This window comes from Stenotrophomonas sp. 82F1 (assembly GCF_056861525.1).
In genome coordinates this window covers 58,979-76,188 of record NZ_JBSPUD010000014.1, presented here as the reverse complement: position 1 = coordinate 76,188, position 17,210 = coordinate 58,979, and the positions used below count along the sequence as shown (strand labels likewise).

General features: G+C 63.4%; 6 protein-coding genes. All 6 read left to right on the top strand.

Annotation, left to right across the window (positions count from 1 at the left end):
• The first annotated feature begins 146 nt into the window (after positions 1–146).
• The 6 genes from AC13GI_RS14205 (at position 147) to AC13GI_RS14180 (ending at position 17,097) form a co-directional block, all read left to right on the top strand.
• Positions 147–2,942 carry a TonB-dependent receptor plug domain-containing protein gene (locus tag AC13GI_RS14205; RefSeq protein ID WP_380651402.1) on the top strand — a complete coding sequence of 932 codons (2,796 nt, stop codon included), beginning with the start codon at positions 147–149 and terminating at the stop codon, positions 2,940–2,942.
• 362 nt (positions 2,943–3,304) lie between these two features.
• A complete protein-coding gene (locus AC13GI_RS14200) occupies positions 3,305–6,112 on the top strand; it encodes a TonB-dependent receptor domain-containing protein (RefSeq protein ID WP_380651405.1) in 2,808 nt (935 codons plus the stop codon).
• 158 nt (positions 6,113–6,270) lie between these two features.
• Positions 6,271–8,304 (top strand): alpha/beta hydrolase family protein, encoded by a 2,034-nt coding sequence (locus AC13GI_RS14195; protein ID WP_482996648.1) that lies wholly within the window; start codon positions 6,271–6,273, stop codon positions 8,302–8,304.
• Positions 8,305–8,487: 183 nt separating this feature from the next.
• On the top strand, positions 8,488–11,340 hold the full coding sequence (locus tag AC13GI_RS14190) for a TonB-dependent receptor domain-containing protein (protein WP_482996632.1): 2,853 nt from the start codon (positions 8,488–8,490) through the stop codon (positions 11,338–11,340).
• A 532-nt stretch (positions 11,341–11,872) separates the two neighbouring features.
• Complete coding sequence (locus AC13GI_RS14185; RefSeq protein ID WP_482996647.1) at positions 11,873–14,803, top strand: TonB-dependent receptor domain-containing protein; 2,931 nt, start codon at positions 11,873–11,875, stop codon at positions 14,801–14,803.
• 188 nt (positions 14,804–14,991) lie between these two features.
• Entirely contained in the window at positions 14,992–17,097 is a 2,106-nt protein-coding gene (locus tag AC13GI_RS14180; RefSeq protein WP_099819018.1) for a M13 family metallopeptidase, read from the top strand.
• The last annotated feature ends 113 nt before the right edge of the window (positions 17,098–17,210 follow it).

Below are 17,210 nucleotides of genomic sequence, written 5' to 3'. Positions count from 1 at the left end.
CAGGATTGCTACAGATTCGTGCACAGATTGTTAAGTTCATGTTACGTTCGCTAAGCACTGGTTTTGGGCTGCGTCGCTGGTTCTACAGCACGCACGATGGCGCATGCGCAGTGCCGTACTCGTATTTGCTCTCTGAACGGAACTACATGAAAGACCTTCGCAATTCCGCACGTCGCAACACCCTCGCTGTCGCCTTGATCTCCGCCCTGGTTGCCGCCTCGCCGGCAATGGCCCAAGACAAGGCCACCAACCTGGACAAGATCACCGTCACCGGCTCGCTGATCCCGCAGACCCAGGTTGAAACCCAGACCCCGGTCATGACCATCAGCGCTGAAGCCATCCAGTCGCGCGGCTTCAACAGCGTCGCCGAAGTGCTGCAGCAGTCCTCGCTGACCACCGGCGGCATCCAGGGCGGCCAGACCTCCGCTTCGTTCACCCAGGGCGCTGAAGCCGCTGGCATGTTCGGCCTGAATCCGGGTTACACCAAGTACCTGATCAACGGCCGCCCGATGATGTCCTACCCGGCGCTGTACAACGGTGGCGACGCGTTCAACAACATCAGCGGCATTCCGATCGACATCGTCGAGCGCATCGAAGTCCTGCCGGGCGGCCAGTCCTCCCTGTACGGTTCGGATGCGATCGCCGGCGTGGTCAACATCATCCTGAAGGACCACATGGAAGGCGGCAGCCTGTCCGTGCGTGGCGGCACCTCCACCGAAGGCGGCGGCAACAGCTTCCGCATCAGCGGCGCACACGGCTTCTCGGCGCTGGACGATCGATTCAATGCACTGGTCAACGTGCAGATCGAAAGCAGCAACCCGATCTGGGGCTACCAGCGTGATCTGACCAAGCAGAACAACACCCACGGTTACACCGCGCAGCTGCCGTCGAACGACTTCGCCGTCATCGACGCCAAGACCAACGCGCTGTACATGATGGACCCGAGCAACTGCGCCAACGTTGCCGGCCAGTTCGATGGCACCACCGTGCTGGCCAACCGTCCGACCGGCCAGTCCTGCGGTTCGGTGTTCGGCGCCGGCTACAAGACCCTGAAGAACGGCAAGGACAGCGGCCAGTTCTACTCGTCGATGACCTTCGACGTGAACGACAACTTCCAGCTGTTCGCCGACGTGCTCTACAGCAAGGAAAAGACCGAATACACCTCGGGCTCGAACTACCTGTGGTGGGGCACCAAGAGCGGCATGGGCGGCTTCTACGACCAGGCGTCGGGCAAGCTGGTCAACCTGCAGCGCGCGTTCGCTCCGGAAGACATCGGCGGCGAAGGCTACAAGGGCATCCTGAACAACGACAAGAGCCGTGCCTACCAGGTCACCCTGGGCGGCAAGGGCGCGGTCGGCAACTGGGACTACAGCCTGAGTTTCACCCGTGGCGAATACCGCCTGGATGAAAGCAAGTTCCAGCGCTTCGGCAATGCCATCAACAGCTACTTCGCCGACAAGGTGCTGGGCCCGCAGCTGGGCACCAAGGATGGCTTCGGCATCTACAACACCAACTGGGGCGCGTTCTACTCGCCGATCGCGCCGGAAGACTTCGCTGGCTTCACCGGCTACACCACCAACCATGCCCGCACCTGGCAGAACCTGGCACGCGCGCAGGTCACCAATGGCTCGCTGTTCTCGCTTCCGGGCGGTGACGCCGGCCTGGCCGTGGTCGTCGAAGGCGGCAGCGAAGGTTGGGACTACAGCCCCGACCAGCGCCTGCTGGACGGCGACGTGTGGGGCTCGTCGGCTGTTGCCGGCAACGGCCATCGCAGCAACTACGCGGTGACCAGCGAGCTGCGCATGCCGCTGCTGGAGTCGCTGACGGTGACCGCTTCCGGTCGCTATGACGCCTTCAAGATCGCCGACAACACCGTCGACAAGGCCACCTACAGCGTGGGTGTCGAGTTCCGTCCGATCGAAAGCCTGCTGTTCCGCGGCAAGTACGGCACCGCCTTCCGCGCACCGACCCTGCCCGACGCGTTCCAGGGCCGCAGCGGCTACTACGCTGCCAACTCGACCGACTACTACCGTTGCGGCGAGCTGGGCTACGTGCCGGGCAACACCGACGCCTGCCGCTACGCGGACAGCGTCTCGGTCTACTCCGAGCGTGCCGGCAACCCGGACCTGGAGCCGATCACCGCCGACGTCTGGAATGCGGGCATCGTCTGGGCGCCGATGGCGAACCTGTCGATCTCGGCCGACTACTACAACTGGAAGATCGAGAACGAAGTCGATACGGCCAGCACCGACCAGCTGCTGCTGGCCGAGTACTACTGCCGCAACGGCCTGCCGAACGGTTCCTCGGCTACCTGCCAGAACGTGGCTGACTGGGTCACCCGTGATTCGGCCGGCAACCTGAGCTCGCTGTACACCCCGAAGATGAACGTGGCCCGCCAGAACCTGCAGGCCGTGACCGTCGGCTTCAAGTACCTGCAGGACATCGGCCGCTTCGGTTCGCTGCAGTTCTCGGGCAACTACACCAACATGCTCAAGCGTGAAGTGCAGGCGCAGCCGGGCGAGGACTTCCAGGACCTGCTGGGCAACCCGAAGTCGATGTGGAACTACGACAGCTTCGCCAAGGTCCGTTCCGACGCGTCGGTGGCCTGGTCGCTGGACAAGTGGACCACCACGCTGTACGCCAACTACATCGGCCACACCCCGAACTACCTGGCAGGCCTGAACGGCTACGAGTACACCCACACCGCGTCGGGCTACAAGGCAGGCAAGTGGGCGTCGTACACCACCTACAACCTGAGCGTGAACTACCGCGTGCAGGATGACCTGACCCTGTCGCTGATGGTCAACAACGTGTTCAACAAGATGCCCGAGCAGCAGGCCCACAGCTACCAGGGTACTTCCGGCACGCCGTTCAACAACTACCTGTACAACGTCTACGGCCGCACCGTGTACGTGCAGGCCAAGTACGACTTCGGCAAGTAATCCCGTCGTTTTCCGGGTTTGATTCCGGACCAGGCCCCGCTTCGGCGGGGCCTTTTTTTTGGGGCGACGCATGTGCATCGATCAGCGCATGAATATCCCGATTGTTAACCCATCAACCATTTACGCATTATTCATTAAGCCACAATCGGCAAATTCGTACCGATATCGCAATATATTGTTTTTAAAGATTTTTTTATTAACTCGCAACGAGCCATTGCGAGAGCGCGACAAGTCCGCGAAAAACAAGTTAAGCGTGTGTTACGTTCGAAAAACGCCGCCCTTCTGTGTCTGCAGGCTGCTGAACAATCCATGAGTTCCCAGGAAAGGGAAAACGCGTTTCTCACGACCACACGGAGTACCGCATGTCTCGCAATGGCTTTCCGCGTCACCCGCTCACCCGCGCCGTCCTCAGCGGCCTGATCCTGGCCAGCAGCAGCGCAATCGCGCTCGCCCAGGACAACACGCCCACCGATCTCGGACGCGTGACCGTCACCGGCTCACTGATCCCGCAGACGCAGATCGAGAACCACACGCCGGTCCTGACCGTCACCGCCGAGGACATCCAGACCCGCGGCTTCACCAGCGTGGCCGAGGTGCTGCAGCAGAACTCGCTGACCACCGGCGGCCTGCAGGGCGGCCAGACCTCGGCTTCGTTCACCCAGGGCGCTGAAGCCTCGGGCATGTTCGGCCTCAGCCCGAGCTACACCAAGTACCTGATCAATGGACGGCCGATGCTGTCCTACCCTGCCCTCTACAACGGCAGCGACACCTTCAACAACCTCAGCGGCATCCCGATCGACATCGTCGAGCGCATCGAGATCCTGCCCGGTGGCCAGTCGTCGCTGTACGGCTCGGACGCGATCGCCGGTGTGGTCAACATCATCCTCAAGGACCGCATGGACGGCGGCGTGCTGAACGTGCGCGGCGGCGGTCACACCGAGGGCGGCGGCAACGATTTCCGCGTCAGTGGCGCGCATGGCTTCAACGCCTTCGATGACCGCTTCCACGCGCTGGTCAACGTGCAGTACGAGAAGAGCAGCCCGATCTGGGGCTATCAGCGTGATTTGACCAAGCAGAACAACACCCAGGGCTATACGCCGCAGGTGCCGACCAACGACTTCCTGGTCTACCTGCCGGGCCAGCAGAACGCTTACGTGATGATGGACCCGACCCGCTGCGCCAACGTAGCCGGCCAGTTCGGCGGCACCACCGTACTGGGCACGCGAGCCACCGGTGAATCCTGTGGTTCGCCCTTCAGTGCCGGCTACAAGACCCTGAAGAACGGCAAGGAAAGCAGCCAGATCTATTCGTCGATGTCCTTCGACGTCAACGACAACTTCCAGCTGTTCGCCGATGCGCTGTACAGCCTGGAAGAGGTGCAGTACAACGCCGGTTCGGGCTATGCCTTCTGGGGCAGCGATGTCGGCTTCGGTGCGTTCGTCGACCAGGCCAGTGGCGAATACATGAACCTGCAGCGCGCGTTCGCGCCAGAGGACATCAGCGCCGCCGGCTACCGCGACATCATGAGCACCGATCGCAACAAGGCCTACCAGGTCACCCTCGGTGGTCGTGGCAACGTCGGCAACTGGGATTACAGCGCCAGCTTCAGCCGCGGCGAGTACAAGCTGACCGAGCGCAGCTTCGCGCGCTGGGCCAACGAGATCGACAGCTACTTCGAAGACCGCGTGCTGGGTCCGGTACTGGGCGTCAGCGACGACGGCTACAACATCTACAACCCGAACTGGGGCGCGTTCTATTCGCCGCTGCCGGCAGGTGATTTCCAGACCTTCACCGGCTTCACCTACAACAAGAGCCGCACCTGGCAGAACCTGGGCCGCGCGCAGATCACCAACGGTTCGCTGTTCAAGCTGCCCGGTGGCGATGCGGGCTTGGCCGTGGTCGCCGAAGCCGGCAGCGAAGGCTGGTCGTATACGCCGGACCAGCGCCTGCTCGATGGCAGCGTGTGGGGCACCACCTCGGTCGCCGGCGCCGGCCATCGCAGCAACTACGCGCTGACCAGCGAGCTGCGCATGCCGCTGCTGGAGTCGCTGACCGTGACCGCCTCGGGCCGCTACGACGCATTCAAGATCGCCGACAAGACCGTCGACAAGTCGACGTACAGCATCGGTGTGGAATTCCGTCCCATTGAAAGCCTGCTGTTCCGCGGCAAGTACGGCACTGCCTTCCGCGCGCCCAGCCTGTCCGACGCGTTCCAGGGCCGCAGCGGCTACTACGCCAACAGTTCGGTCGACTACTACCGCTGTGGCCAGCTTGGCTTCAACCCCAGCGACACCGTCGGGTGCCCGTACGCCAACGAGTCGGTGTTCGGCGAACAGTCCGGCAACCCCGATCTGGAAGCGATCACCGCCGACGTCTGGAACGCAGGCATCGTGTGGGCCCCCATCAACAACCTGTCGGTGTCGGTGGACTACTACAACTGGAAGATCAAGAACGAGGTCAACACCCTCAGTTCCGACCAGTTGCTGCTGGCCGAGTACTACTGCCGCAACGGCCAGACCAACAACACCTCGGCCAGCTGCCAGAACGTGAGCGACTGGATCACCCGTGACGGCACCGGCAAGCTGGAGCAGATCTACACGCCGAAGATGAACATCGCCAGCCAGAACCTGCAGGCGGTGACGGCCAGCTTCAAGTACGTGCAGGACATCGGCCGCTTCGGTGCGCTGCAGTTCTCCAGCAACTACACCAACATGATCAAGCGCGAACTGCAGCCGCAGCCGGGCGACGATTACCTGGACCTGCTGCGTGACCCGTACGCGATGTGGAACTACGACCAGTACGCCAAGGTGCGCGCAGATGGCGCGGTGGGCTGGGCGAAGGACAAGTGGACCACCACCCTGTACTTCAACTACATCGGCAAGACACCCAACCGCATGGCGTACCTGGGCAAGGGCTACGACTACGTGCATCCGTCTGGGTACGAGGCCGGCAAGTGGGGCTCGTACACCACCTACAACCTGAGCGTGAACTACCAGGCGATGGACAACCTGACCCTGTCGATGATGGTCAACAACGTGTTCAACAAGATGCCCGACGGCCAGGCCCACAGCTACGCCGGCAACATCGGTGCGCCGTACAACAGCAACATCTACAACCCGTACGGCCGTGCGGTCTACGTGCAGGCCAAGTACGAGTTCGGCAAGAAGTAAGCGCCGGTCCCTGCACTTCAGGAGACCCCGCTTCGGCGGGGTCTCTTCGTTTGTGATGTCACCGGACCGTGCCCCCCTTCAGGCCGAGTTGACGGAACCTTGGGCTTCGTTCATCTTCAGGTCATGTTGCCGTGCCTCGCCACAAGGAACCTCTGATGATGCAACCCCGCTACAAGACCGCCCGCTTGGGTACCGCCGCCACGCTGCTGCTGGGACTGTGCATCGGCAACGCCGCTGCCGCGCCGCTGCCCGCAGAGGATTTCGCCAGGATTCCCGCACTGCAGTCGGTCACGATGAGTGCCGACGGCAAGCAACTGGTCGCCATCATCGCCGCCCCCGGCAGCAACAATGCCGATACCGCGCTGGCCAACTGGAACCTGGACAACCTCGCCGCCGGCCCGGTGGCCATCACCCCGTCCGGCGATCGAATGAAGTTCATCGCTGCCAGCGCCCTCAAGGCCGGGCGCAACCTGGTCATCAGCCGCCAGGAGTGGACCGGAAAGCTGGGCGGCTGCGGCGAAGGCAACAGTACCGGCGCCACCAAGACCTTCCTGACCAAGGCCTACCTGACCGACGCCAGCCAGGCCAAGTTCGACGAGGCCTTTGCCAGCAACACGCGATCGCTTGGAGTCAGTGCCGATACCCTGCGTTGCCTGGAACTGGCCGGCACCGCTTCTCTGGTGCACCTGCTGCCGCTGGATCCGGACCGGGTCATCATCAACCAGCTCAATGAAGCCACCCTGCAGGCCAACTACTACCGCTTCAACCTACGCACCGGCCAGACCGAACTGCTGTTCAAGGGCAGCTCGCGCACAACCCCGGGCCTGTTCCATCCGCGCACCGGCGAAGTGGTGACCCAGACCCAGATCGAATCCAGCGGCTCGGACGATTTCGAACAGCGCGTGCTGATCAAGAACAGCGCCGGCCAGTTCGAGGTACATGCGCCGCTGACCACCAAGCTGAGCGAACGCTTCACGGTGGACGTGGTCGGCATCGACGATGACAGCGGCAAACTGTACGTGCTGACCGACCAGTTTTCCGATCTGGTGCAGGCCCGCCTTTACGATCCGGTCAAGAAGGAGTTCGACAAGGAGCCACTGGCCGCCCACCCAACCTTCTCCATCAGCTCGCTGATCCTCGGCACCCGCAAGAGCAACTTCAACCAGGTGCTGGGCTTCTACATCGATGGACCGCAGCGCCAGGCGATCTACGTCGACCCGCAGATGAAAGGGCTGCAGGAAGGGCTGCAGAAGGCCTATCCGGGCCTGACCGTCTACATCACCGGCTACAACGACGACCTCTCGCGGGTGCTGTTCACCACCGAAAGCAACCGCAACCCGAAGAGCTATTACATCCTGGCCGACCGCAAGGACGTGATGCCGCTGGGCAACGAACGCCCGTGGGTGGACAGCAAGCAGATCGGCGAACAGCGCTGGGTGACCTACACCGCCCGCGATGGCCAGCAGATCCCTGCAATCCTCGACCTGCCGGCAGGCTGGAAGCAGGGCGACGGCCCACTGCCGGCACTGGTGCACCCGCACGGCGGGCCGTGGGCGCGTGACTACACGGGCTGGGACGTGTCCGGCTGGGTACCCTTCTTCACCTCGCGCGGCTATGCCGTGCTGCGACCGCAGTATCGCGGCAGCTCCGGCCTGGGCCGCAAGCTGTGGCTGGCCGGCGATGGCGAGTGGGGCCAGAAGATGCAGGATGACAAGGACGATGGTGCTGCCTGGCTGGTGTCGCAAGGCATCGCGGCGAAGGATCGCATCGCGATCTTCGGCTACTCCTACGGCGGCTTTGCCGCGGCGGCAGCCACCGTACGCAGCCCATCGCCGTACCAGTGCGCCATCGCCGGTGCACCGGTCACCGACCTGGGCCGGCTGGGCACGTCCTGGAGCCAGAACCGCCTGCAGCGCATCCTGCAGGGCCGCACGGTGAAGGGCATGGACCCGATGCAGAACACGGCCAAGGCCACCATCCCGCTGCTGACCTTCGTCGGCGACCGCGATGTACGCACGCCGGCGTTCCATGCCCGCAATTTCTACTCCGCCGTGCAGGGCAAGGTGCCGGCCAGGTTCGAACTGATCCCGGACATGCCGCACAGCATGCCGTGGTACCCGCGCCACTTCCAGACGACCCTCACCCTGATGGCCGACTACCTGGCAAAGGACTGCGGGCCGGGCGGCCTGTAACCCCAGCAGAGGGGCCCGATCAACAACCCTGCCGGCTTAACCGACGGGGTTTTTTAATGCCCGGATTCATGAATTCCCCCTTAGCAACAACAAGTTACGACACCTATCCATTCATGTTGCATTTACTTTACGCCACACATACACTCCATTAACCGAAGCATAACAAGTGGGGATCACACCGAAATGCGCAACGCCAACCGCCATAACAAGCCAAGCCGCGTACCACTGACTCTCGCTGTGCTGGCCTGCCTCCAGGTCGCACCGGCACTGGCCCAGGAGACCACCCAGCAGGAAGCAAAGGCGTCAAGCACTTCTTCCTCCACCCAGCGTGCGACGGACCTTGACAAGGTCACCGTCACCGGCTCGTTGATCCGCCGCGCGGACTACGAAACCACCTCGCCGGTGTTCACCATCAACGCCGAGACCAACGCCAAGCAGGGCCAGGTCAACGTCGCTGAGTTCCTGCAGAAGTCGGCCATCGGTTCGGCGGAAACGCAGATCACGCACCAGTTCGGCGGCTTCGTCGTCGACGGCGGCACCGGCGTGCAGACCGTGTCGCTGCGCGGCCTGGGCGCCAACCGCACCCTGGTGCTGCTGGACGGCCAGCGTCCGGGCCCGGCCGGCACCCGTGGTGCCGTGGGCGCCTTCGACCTGAACGTCATTCCCACCGCCATCCTGCAGCGCGCCGAGATCGTGAAGGACGGCTCGTCCTCCATCTACGGCTCCGATGCCGTGGCCGGCGTGGTCAACCTGATCACCAAGAAGAACATCGAGCGTCCGGAACTGACCGTCACCGGCCGCGTGCCGACCGAGGGCGGCGGTGAAGTGTTCTCGGCGTCGCTGGCCAATGGCTGGAACTTCGAGAAGGGCAGCGTCGTCGCAGCCGTCGAGTGGTACAAGCACTATGAGCTGACCCGCGGCGATCGTGACTATTTGAATTGCGGCAACGACCTGATCAAGGACGCGGACGGCAACCGGATCGACCGCGAAGATCGCTCGATCAACGCCGGCACCCCGCTGGCCGGCTGCAACAACATGCTGCACAACGTGGTCGACATCGGCAGCACGCGCTATGTGCCGTCAGGTGATGGCACCACTGTCGGCCCGCTGCCGGGCTACCGCCCGCGCAAGACCCAGACCTACGCGCGTGGTCAGGCCTTCTACGATGAGCCGTTGAACTTTGCCCGCTGGGGCGAGGGCCAGATCATCAACCAGCAGGAACGCAAAACCGTCTACCTGGCAACCGATTTCGGCTTCGATTCGGTGAACTGGAAGACGCAGTTCCTGTTCAACCGCCGCGAAACCGAAACGTTCTCCTGGCGCCAGTTCTTCCCGTATGCATATCTGCCGGGCACCCGCACCGAAGCCAACCCGGTGATGCTGTTCAAGTCACAGCAGGATGTGACGGTCGACTACTTCTATGCCTCCACCAAGCTTGATGGCCTGTTCAAGGGCACCGACACCTGGGCATGGGAAGTCAACGCGAACTTCAGCCACTCCAAGGGCAAGTACGGCAATCTGGCCATCCAGGCCTCCAAGAGTGGCGACCTCGATTACACCGATGCGCCTCCGGCAGTGAACTACTTCGATCCGGACTACCTCAGCGGCCGCAAGGTCGATGAACTGGTCGAGAAGCTGGGCGTCTGGGACTGGGGCAAGACCATCTACAAGCAGGCCACCATCAACGCAATCGTCAGCGGCGACCTGTTCGAACTGCCGGCGGGCGCGGTGGGTGTTGCTGCCGGCCTGGAATACCGCTACTACTCGATCAACGACCAACCCGGCGAACTGTCGCGCGCCGGCGACATCTGGGGCTCGTCCTCGGCTGATGTGACCAAGGGCAACGACAAGGTCAAGGAAGCCTTCGTCGAGCTGGATGTGCCGCTGCTGAAGGGCCTGCCGGCGATTGAATCGCTGAGCCTGAACGCCTCGGGCCGCGTGTTCAAGTACGACACGGTCTCCGGTTCGGACAACGTCTGGAAGGTCGGCGTGAACTGGCAGGTCATCCCGTCGGTGCGTCTGCGTGGCTCGATCGGCACTTCCTACCGCGCTCCGGGCCTGTACGAGCTGTATCTGGGCAACCAGACCGGCTTCTTCTCGCAGGCGAACGATCCGTGCGTTCGCTGGGGTGAAAGCTCCAACAGCGCCTACCAGACCAACTGCGCAGCAGCTGGAATTCCCGCCGACTACGCGGGCGGCGGCTCCAGCGGTACGGTGTACGCCACCGGCGGTGGCAGCGGTCTAATCCCCGAAACCTCGCGTGCGAAGACTGCAGGCATCGTGTTCACTCCGACCTTTGCCAACCTCAGCGTGGCCATCGACTACTTCGACTATGAAGTGAAGGATGAAATCGCACAGCTGGGCAGCACCAACATCATGCGCGGTTGCTACGGCGGCACGGTGTACCCGAACAGCTACTGCGACCTGCTTACCCGCAACCCGGCTACGGGCAACCAGCCGTACGCGGTGACCGAGATCCAGAACAAGTACATCAACATCAACAAGCAGCGCACCCGTGGTTATGACCTGACCGCCAACTTCGATCACGACTTCTCGTTCGGCAAGTTCTCGGCCGAGACGCAGGTCACCTACACGATCGAAGACACCCAGGAAGTGTTCTCCAGCGCAGCTGCAAGCGGCCTGGAGTCGTCGGAACTGCTGGGCGACATCGGCCGTCCCAAGGTCGTGGGCAACCTGGCACTGAGCCTGACCCGTGGCGACTGGTCGTTCAACTGGCTGACCACCTATATCCACAAGACCGAAGACATCGATCTGGATCCGGTGTACACCTACCAGGGCCGTCCGAACTCCTACCGTGACATCGTGGCCGATTCGCGCACGTACCACACCGCGTCGGTCAGCTATGCGCAGGAAGATTGGGAAATCCTGGTGGGCGTCAGCAACATCTTCGACAAGACCCCGCCGCTGATCTCCACTGGAGTGAGCGATGCGCGCTACGGCAACATCCCCGCATTCGCCACCCAGTACGACCTTTACGGCCGCACTCCGTTCGTGCGTCTGAAGTACAAGTTCTGATCCCAGCAGCAACTGCAGTACCCCGGAAAGGGCGGCGCAAGCCGCCCTTTCCTTTTGCAGGGCCTGCCTCCCCCTGCTGCCTCTGTCACAGGCCCGACAGACGCCGGGACTGGCAATGGCCGCCAGACGGGATCAAGGGAGAACAGGAAGCCAGCCTGCACCGTGCGGCCCGGAGCCCCGTCCAGGCGTGAGGCCCTGCCCAGCGAACCGCCAATTTGCGCAAAGCAACACTTAACACCCCATTCATATATTGAATCGAAAACAGGATCTTTTCATCACAACTGAGACTAAGGCACTGTAATTGTTGCAATTTGGTGATCTAAAAAGCCTTATTCCGCAAAGAAATGTGACGGAACCATGCTTTTTCCGTTAAGCCCATGTTAGGTTCAATGAACGTCAGGACGACACATGAACATTCACATAACATACACACGGAGGTGGTCGATCTCTTTCCACTAGGGGGATTCACCTGATGACGCACCACCGCACGCCCGGTCGCCACCCGCTGACCAACGCTCTGCTCGCCGGCCTGATGATGGCCGCCGCGGCCCCGGCCCTGGCCCAGGAGGCCAGCTCCGGCAGCAACCCGATCGACCTGGACCGCGTCAGCGTGACCGGCTCGCGCATCGCGCGTACCGGCTTCGTGACCCCCTCGCCGGTCACCGCCATTACCGCCGAAGAAATCCGCGCCACCGGCGCCAACAACATCGGCGACCTGATGGCGCGCCTGCCGGCGCTGAGCCCGACCTACACGCTGGGCAATTCCACCCGCTTCATCGGCACCGCCGGCGTGGGCCTGATGGACCTGCGCGGCATGGGCACCTCGCGTACGCTGGTGCTGGTCAATGGTCGCCGCCATGTCGGCGCGACCTCCGGCTCCTCGGCGGTGGACGTCAACACGATCCCGGTCGAGTGGATCGAACGCGTTGAAGTCATCACCGGTGGTGCCTCGGCCGTGTATGGCGCCGATGCCGTGGCCGGCGTCGTCAACTTCATCATGAAGAAGTCGTTCGACGGTGCCGAAGTGCGCGCCCAGACCGGCATGGCCAGTGAGGGCGGCTTCAACCGCTCCTTCATCAGCGCCTCGGCCGGTACCGACTTCGCCAATGGCCGCGGCAGCGCGGCGATCGCACTGGAATACAGCAAGCAGGACCGCTTTGTCCGCAGCGACCGCGCGATCGGCAACGAATTCCTGGTGTCGGTGCCGAACCCGAACTACGACCCGACCAAGCCCTCCAACGAAAGCAATCCGCAGACGGTGCTGAGCGGCCCCGGCGGCAACCACTCGATCTCCTTCGGCGGCACCTTCACGCTGGGTGCGTTCTCGCCCAACAACAAGGCGACCTGGGGCAACCGCTACCAGTTCAATCCGGACGGCACCTACCGCCCGCAGCGCTATGACGGCGTGATGCCGAGCACCACCAGCTGCGTCAACTGCGACTTCGCCGACCTCAATTCGGTGGCCGATCTGCAGCCCGGCTTCGACCGCAAGAGCGTCAATGCGGTCGTCAACTTCGACCTGACCGACAACCATCGCCTGTACTTCGAAGGCAAGTACACCGAGACCGTCTCGGACTTCCTGGCCCAGCCGTCGTTCGACCAGACCCTGCGCATCCAGCGCGACAACGCCTACGTTTCGCCGCAGCTGCGCGCGCTGATGGCCGCCAACGGCGCCAGCCAGTTGACCCTGAGCCGCTTCAACGTCGATGCCGGCCAGCGTGGCGAGCACGTGGAGCGCAACACCCAGCGCTTCGTGCTCGGCGTCGAGGGCAACCTGACCGAGAACTGGACCTACGACGTGTACGGCAACTGGGGCCAGAGCGAAGTCAAGCGCTGGAACCTCAACAACCGCATCAACGAGCGTTGGCAGGCCGGCCTGGACACCGTGGTCGATCCGTCCACCGGCCAGATCGTCTGCCGCACCACGCTGAACCCGAACGCGACCAACCCCAACAACGGCAACCGCGTGTACTCGCAGTTCGCCCGCGAAGGCTGCGTGCCGTTCTCGGTGTTCGGCAATGGCGCGGTGACCCAGGCGGCACGCGACTGGATGAACGTCGATTCGTTCAACTATTCGCGCCTGCAGCAGTCGGTGTTCAGCGCCTCGCTGGCCAACGCCTCGCTGTTCAGCCTGCCGGCCGGCGACGTCGGCGTGGCCGGTGGCGTGGAATACCGCCGCGAGAAGAGCCGTGAAATCACCGATCCGTTGGCAGCGCAGGGCCTGACCTTCCTCAACGCGATCCCCAACCGCATGGGCAAGTACGACGTGCGCGAAGCGTTCGTCGAAGCCACCGTGCCGTTGCTGGCCGACATCCCGGGCATCTACAACCTGACCATGGACGCTGCCGGTCGCTGGTCCGATTACAGCAGCATCGGCAAGACCACCACCTGGAAGGTCGGCCTGGACTGGACCATCATCCCGTCCCTGCGTGCCCGCGGCACCCTGTCGCAGGCGGTGCGTGCGCCGAGCATCGGCGAACTGTACAACCCGCAGAGCGAGAACTTCGCCACCGTCAACGATCCCTGCAACTACCTGGCTACCAATTCCAACCGCCCCAATACGGCAGCTGATCCGGCCCTGCGCCAGGCCAACTGCTCGGCGCTGGGCGTGCCAGTGGGCTGGGTCGATACCTACACTGCAACCCGCCCGGGTGTCAGCGGCGGCAACCCGAACCTGAAGCCGGAGCGCGCACGCAGCTTCACCTATGGCCTGGTCTGGCAGCCCGACTTCCTGCAGGGCTTCGGCATGTCCGTGGACTACTGGTGGATCAGCCTGAAGGACGCCATCGGTGCCGTCTCGGCGCAGACCAACGCCACGCGTTGCGTGGACTCGCCGGGAGGCATCAACAACAGCTTCTGCGGCTTCATCGAGCGCGCACCGGCCGGTGGCAAGACCGATGCGGGCGGTCGTACCTTCCCGGAACATTCGATCAGCCGTTGGGTTGCGCTGAACGAAAACCTGGCACGCTCGCGTCGCGTCGGCGTCGACCTGGAGATGGACTACCGGTTCAAGCTGGCCGAGGGTGACACGGTGATCCGCCTGGTCGGTACCCGCCTGCTGCAGTCGCGTGAATGGGCCTTCCAGGACTTCCCGAACGAGTACGACGAGAACGTCACCTGGGTGACCGACCCGCGCTGGCGCGGTTCGCTGCAGACCAAGTACTCGCTGGGTCAGTGGCGTGCGTCGTGGGACCTGAACTACGTGAGCAGCAACCTGCGCGTGCAGCCGAAGAGCTACCAGGCCAACCCGGGCCAGACCAGCCCGATCCGCAACGGCTCGTACGTCTACCACAACTTCCAGTTCGGCTACCGCTTCCCGGGCGACAAGATCGACGTCTACCTGGGCGTGGACAACGCCTTCGACAAGGATCCGCCGGTGAACTACTTCGGCTCCGACGTCGGTTCGGCGATGTACGACAACATCGGCCGCTACATGTACATGGGCGCTACCTACAAGTTCTGATCCAGCAACACATGCAGTACCCCGACAGACCCGGCTTTTGCCGGGTCTGTCTTTTTCCGGTACCGGCAAGGCCCTTGCGCCCGGCCATGACCTTCGACACCCTTGCAGTGTGGGCCGGCGGCGTATCGTTCGGCCCACGGCCGTTCCCCCGGCCCTTCCCTGACTCACTCGGCCTGGAGGCCATTCAAGTGACCCGTACTCCCAAGATCGTGCTGCTGACCCTGGCCGTTTCGGCCGCGCTGGTCGGCTGCGGCAAGAACGAAACCCCGGCAAAGGATGCCACCGCCTCCACGCCGGCCGCGGCCGACGCCGCCACCACCTACAAGCTCGACGAGAGCAAGCTGCCGGCCTACAACGCCTTCCAGGCCAGCGATCTGGACAGCAACCTGGACGCCTGCACCGCCTTCGGCGACTACGTCAACGGCAAGTGGCTGGCCGCCAACGAGATTCCGGGCGACCGCACCAGCTGGGGCGCCTTCACCATCCTCGACGAGCGCTCGGTGGCCGTGCAGCACCAGCTGGCCGAGCAGGTCGCGCAGGTCAAGAACCCGGCCGGCATCGAGAAGATCGTCGGCGACCTGTGGGCCACCGGCATGGACGAAGCCAAGGTCAACGCGCAGGGCATCGAGCCGCTGAAGGCCGACCTGGCTGCGATCGATGGCCTGCAGGACAAGGCCGCCATCGCCAACTACCTGCGCAGCAGCGCCGCCAAGGGCGAGAACGTGCTGTTCGGCTTCGGCGCCGAAGCCGATTTCAAGAACTCGGCCGTGAACATGGCTTACGCCAGCCAGGGCGGCCTGGGCCTGCCGGACAAGACCTTCTATACCGACGCGTCCAAGGCCGACAAGCTGAAGGCCTACCAGGCCCACGTGGCCAAGGTGCTGGAGCTGTCCGGCGTGGCCGCTGCCGATGCCGCCAAGCAGGCTGAAGAAGTCGTCAAGTTCGAGACCCGCCTGGCCAAGGCATCCAAGTCCAGCGTCGAGCTGTCGCGCGATGTCTCGCTGTACTACCACCCGGTCAGCCTGGCCGAGGCCGATGCGCTGACCCCGAACTTCAGCTGGACCGAGTTCTTCAAGTCGCAGAACGTGGCCGCGCCGGAGAAGTTCTCGCTGGCCATCCCGGCCTTCCACCAGGAAGTGAGCAAGGCGCTGGGCGACACCGATCCGTCGGTGTGGCGCGCCTACCTGCGCTTCCACACCGTGGACAGCGCTTCGCCGTACCTGGCTGATGCCTTCGTGCAGGAGAACTACGAGTTCTACGGCAAGACCCTCAATGGCCAGAAGGAACAGAAGCCGCGCTGGAAGCGCGTGCTGGGCACCATCGAGAGCGACGCCGGCGAAGCCTTCGGCCAGCTGTACGTGAAGGTCGCCTTCTCGCCGGAAGCCAAGGCGAAGATGGAAGAGCTGGTGAAGAACCTGGCCGCCTCGCTGAAGGAACGCATCCAGGGTCTGTCCTGGATGAGCGAAGAGACCAAGGCCAAGGCCATCGCCAAGTGGGAAACCTTCACTCCGAAGATCGGTTACCCGGACAAGTGGCGTGACTGGTCGGGCCTGCAGACCAACCGTGACAGTTATCTGGGCAACGTACGCGCGGCCACTGCGTTCAACTACCAGTACAACCTGGCCAAGATCGGCAAGCCGGTGGACAAGACCGAGTGGGGCATGACCCCGCAGACGGTCAACGCCTACTACAACCCGCTGCAGAACGAGATCGTGTTCCCGGCCGCCATCCTGCAGCCGCCGTTCTTCGACCCGAAGGCCGACGACGCGCTGAACTACGGCGGCATCGGTGCAGTCATCGGCCACGAAATGACCCACGGTTACGACGACCAGGGCAGCCGCTTCGGGCCGACCGGCAACTTCGAGAACTGGTGGACCGAAGCCGATTCGAAGAACTTCGCTGGCCTGACCGGCAAGCTGGTCAAGCAGTTCGACCAGTACAAGGTCGACGGCCAGGCCGTGAACGGCCATCTGACCCTGGGCGAGAACATCGCCGACCTGGGTGGCCTGGCCACCGCCTACGACGCGCTGCAGAAGGCGTCGGCCGGCAAGGAAGACGCGAAGATCGATGGCTTCACCCGCGATCAGCGCTTCTTCTTCAACTGGGCCACCGTGTGGCGCACCAAGTACACCCCGGAGAACGCCAAGGTCCGCCTGGCGACCGACCCGCACGCGCCGGCGCAGTTCCGTGCCATCGGTGCGCCGTCGAACCTGCCGACCTTCACCGCGGCCTTCCAGTGCAAGCCGGGTACGCCGATGTCGCGCACCGGCGACTCGCAGGTGGTGATCTGGTAAGCCACGGCTGAGGCCACGGTTTGCCTGCAAAGGCCCGGGATTTCCCGGGCCTTTGTTTTTTTGCGGCGCCAACCATCCACGCGTGGCGTGGATCTACTGGCGGCCTGCCGGTC

What these genes read in the sequence shown, in the direction of transcription:
- AC13GI_RS14205 (WP_380651402.1), top strand. Translation starts at nt 147, where the DNA reads ATGAAAGACCTTCGCAATTCCGCACGTCGCAACACCCTCGCTGTCGCC.
- AC13GI_RS14200 (WP_380651405.1), top strand. Translation starts at nt 3,305, where the DNA reads ATGTCTCGCAATGGCTTTCCGCGTCACCCGCTCACCCGCGCCGTCCTC.
- AC13GI_RS14195 (WP_482996648.1), top strand. Translation starts at nt 6,271, where the DNA reads ATGCAACCCCGCTACAAGACCGCCCGCTTGGGTACCGCCGCCACGCTG.
- AC13GI_RS14190 (WP_482996632.1), top strand. Translation starts at nt 8,488, where the DNA reads ATGCGCAACGCCAACCGCCATAACAAGCCAAGCCGCGTACCACTGACT.
- AC13GI_RS14185 (WP_482996647.1), top strand. Translation starts at nt 11,873, where the DNA reads ATGATGGCCGCCGCGGCCCCGGCCCTGGCCCAGGAGGCCAGCTCCGGC.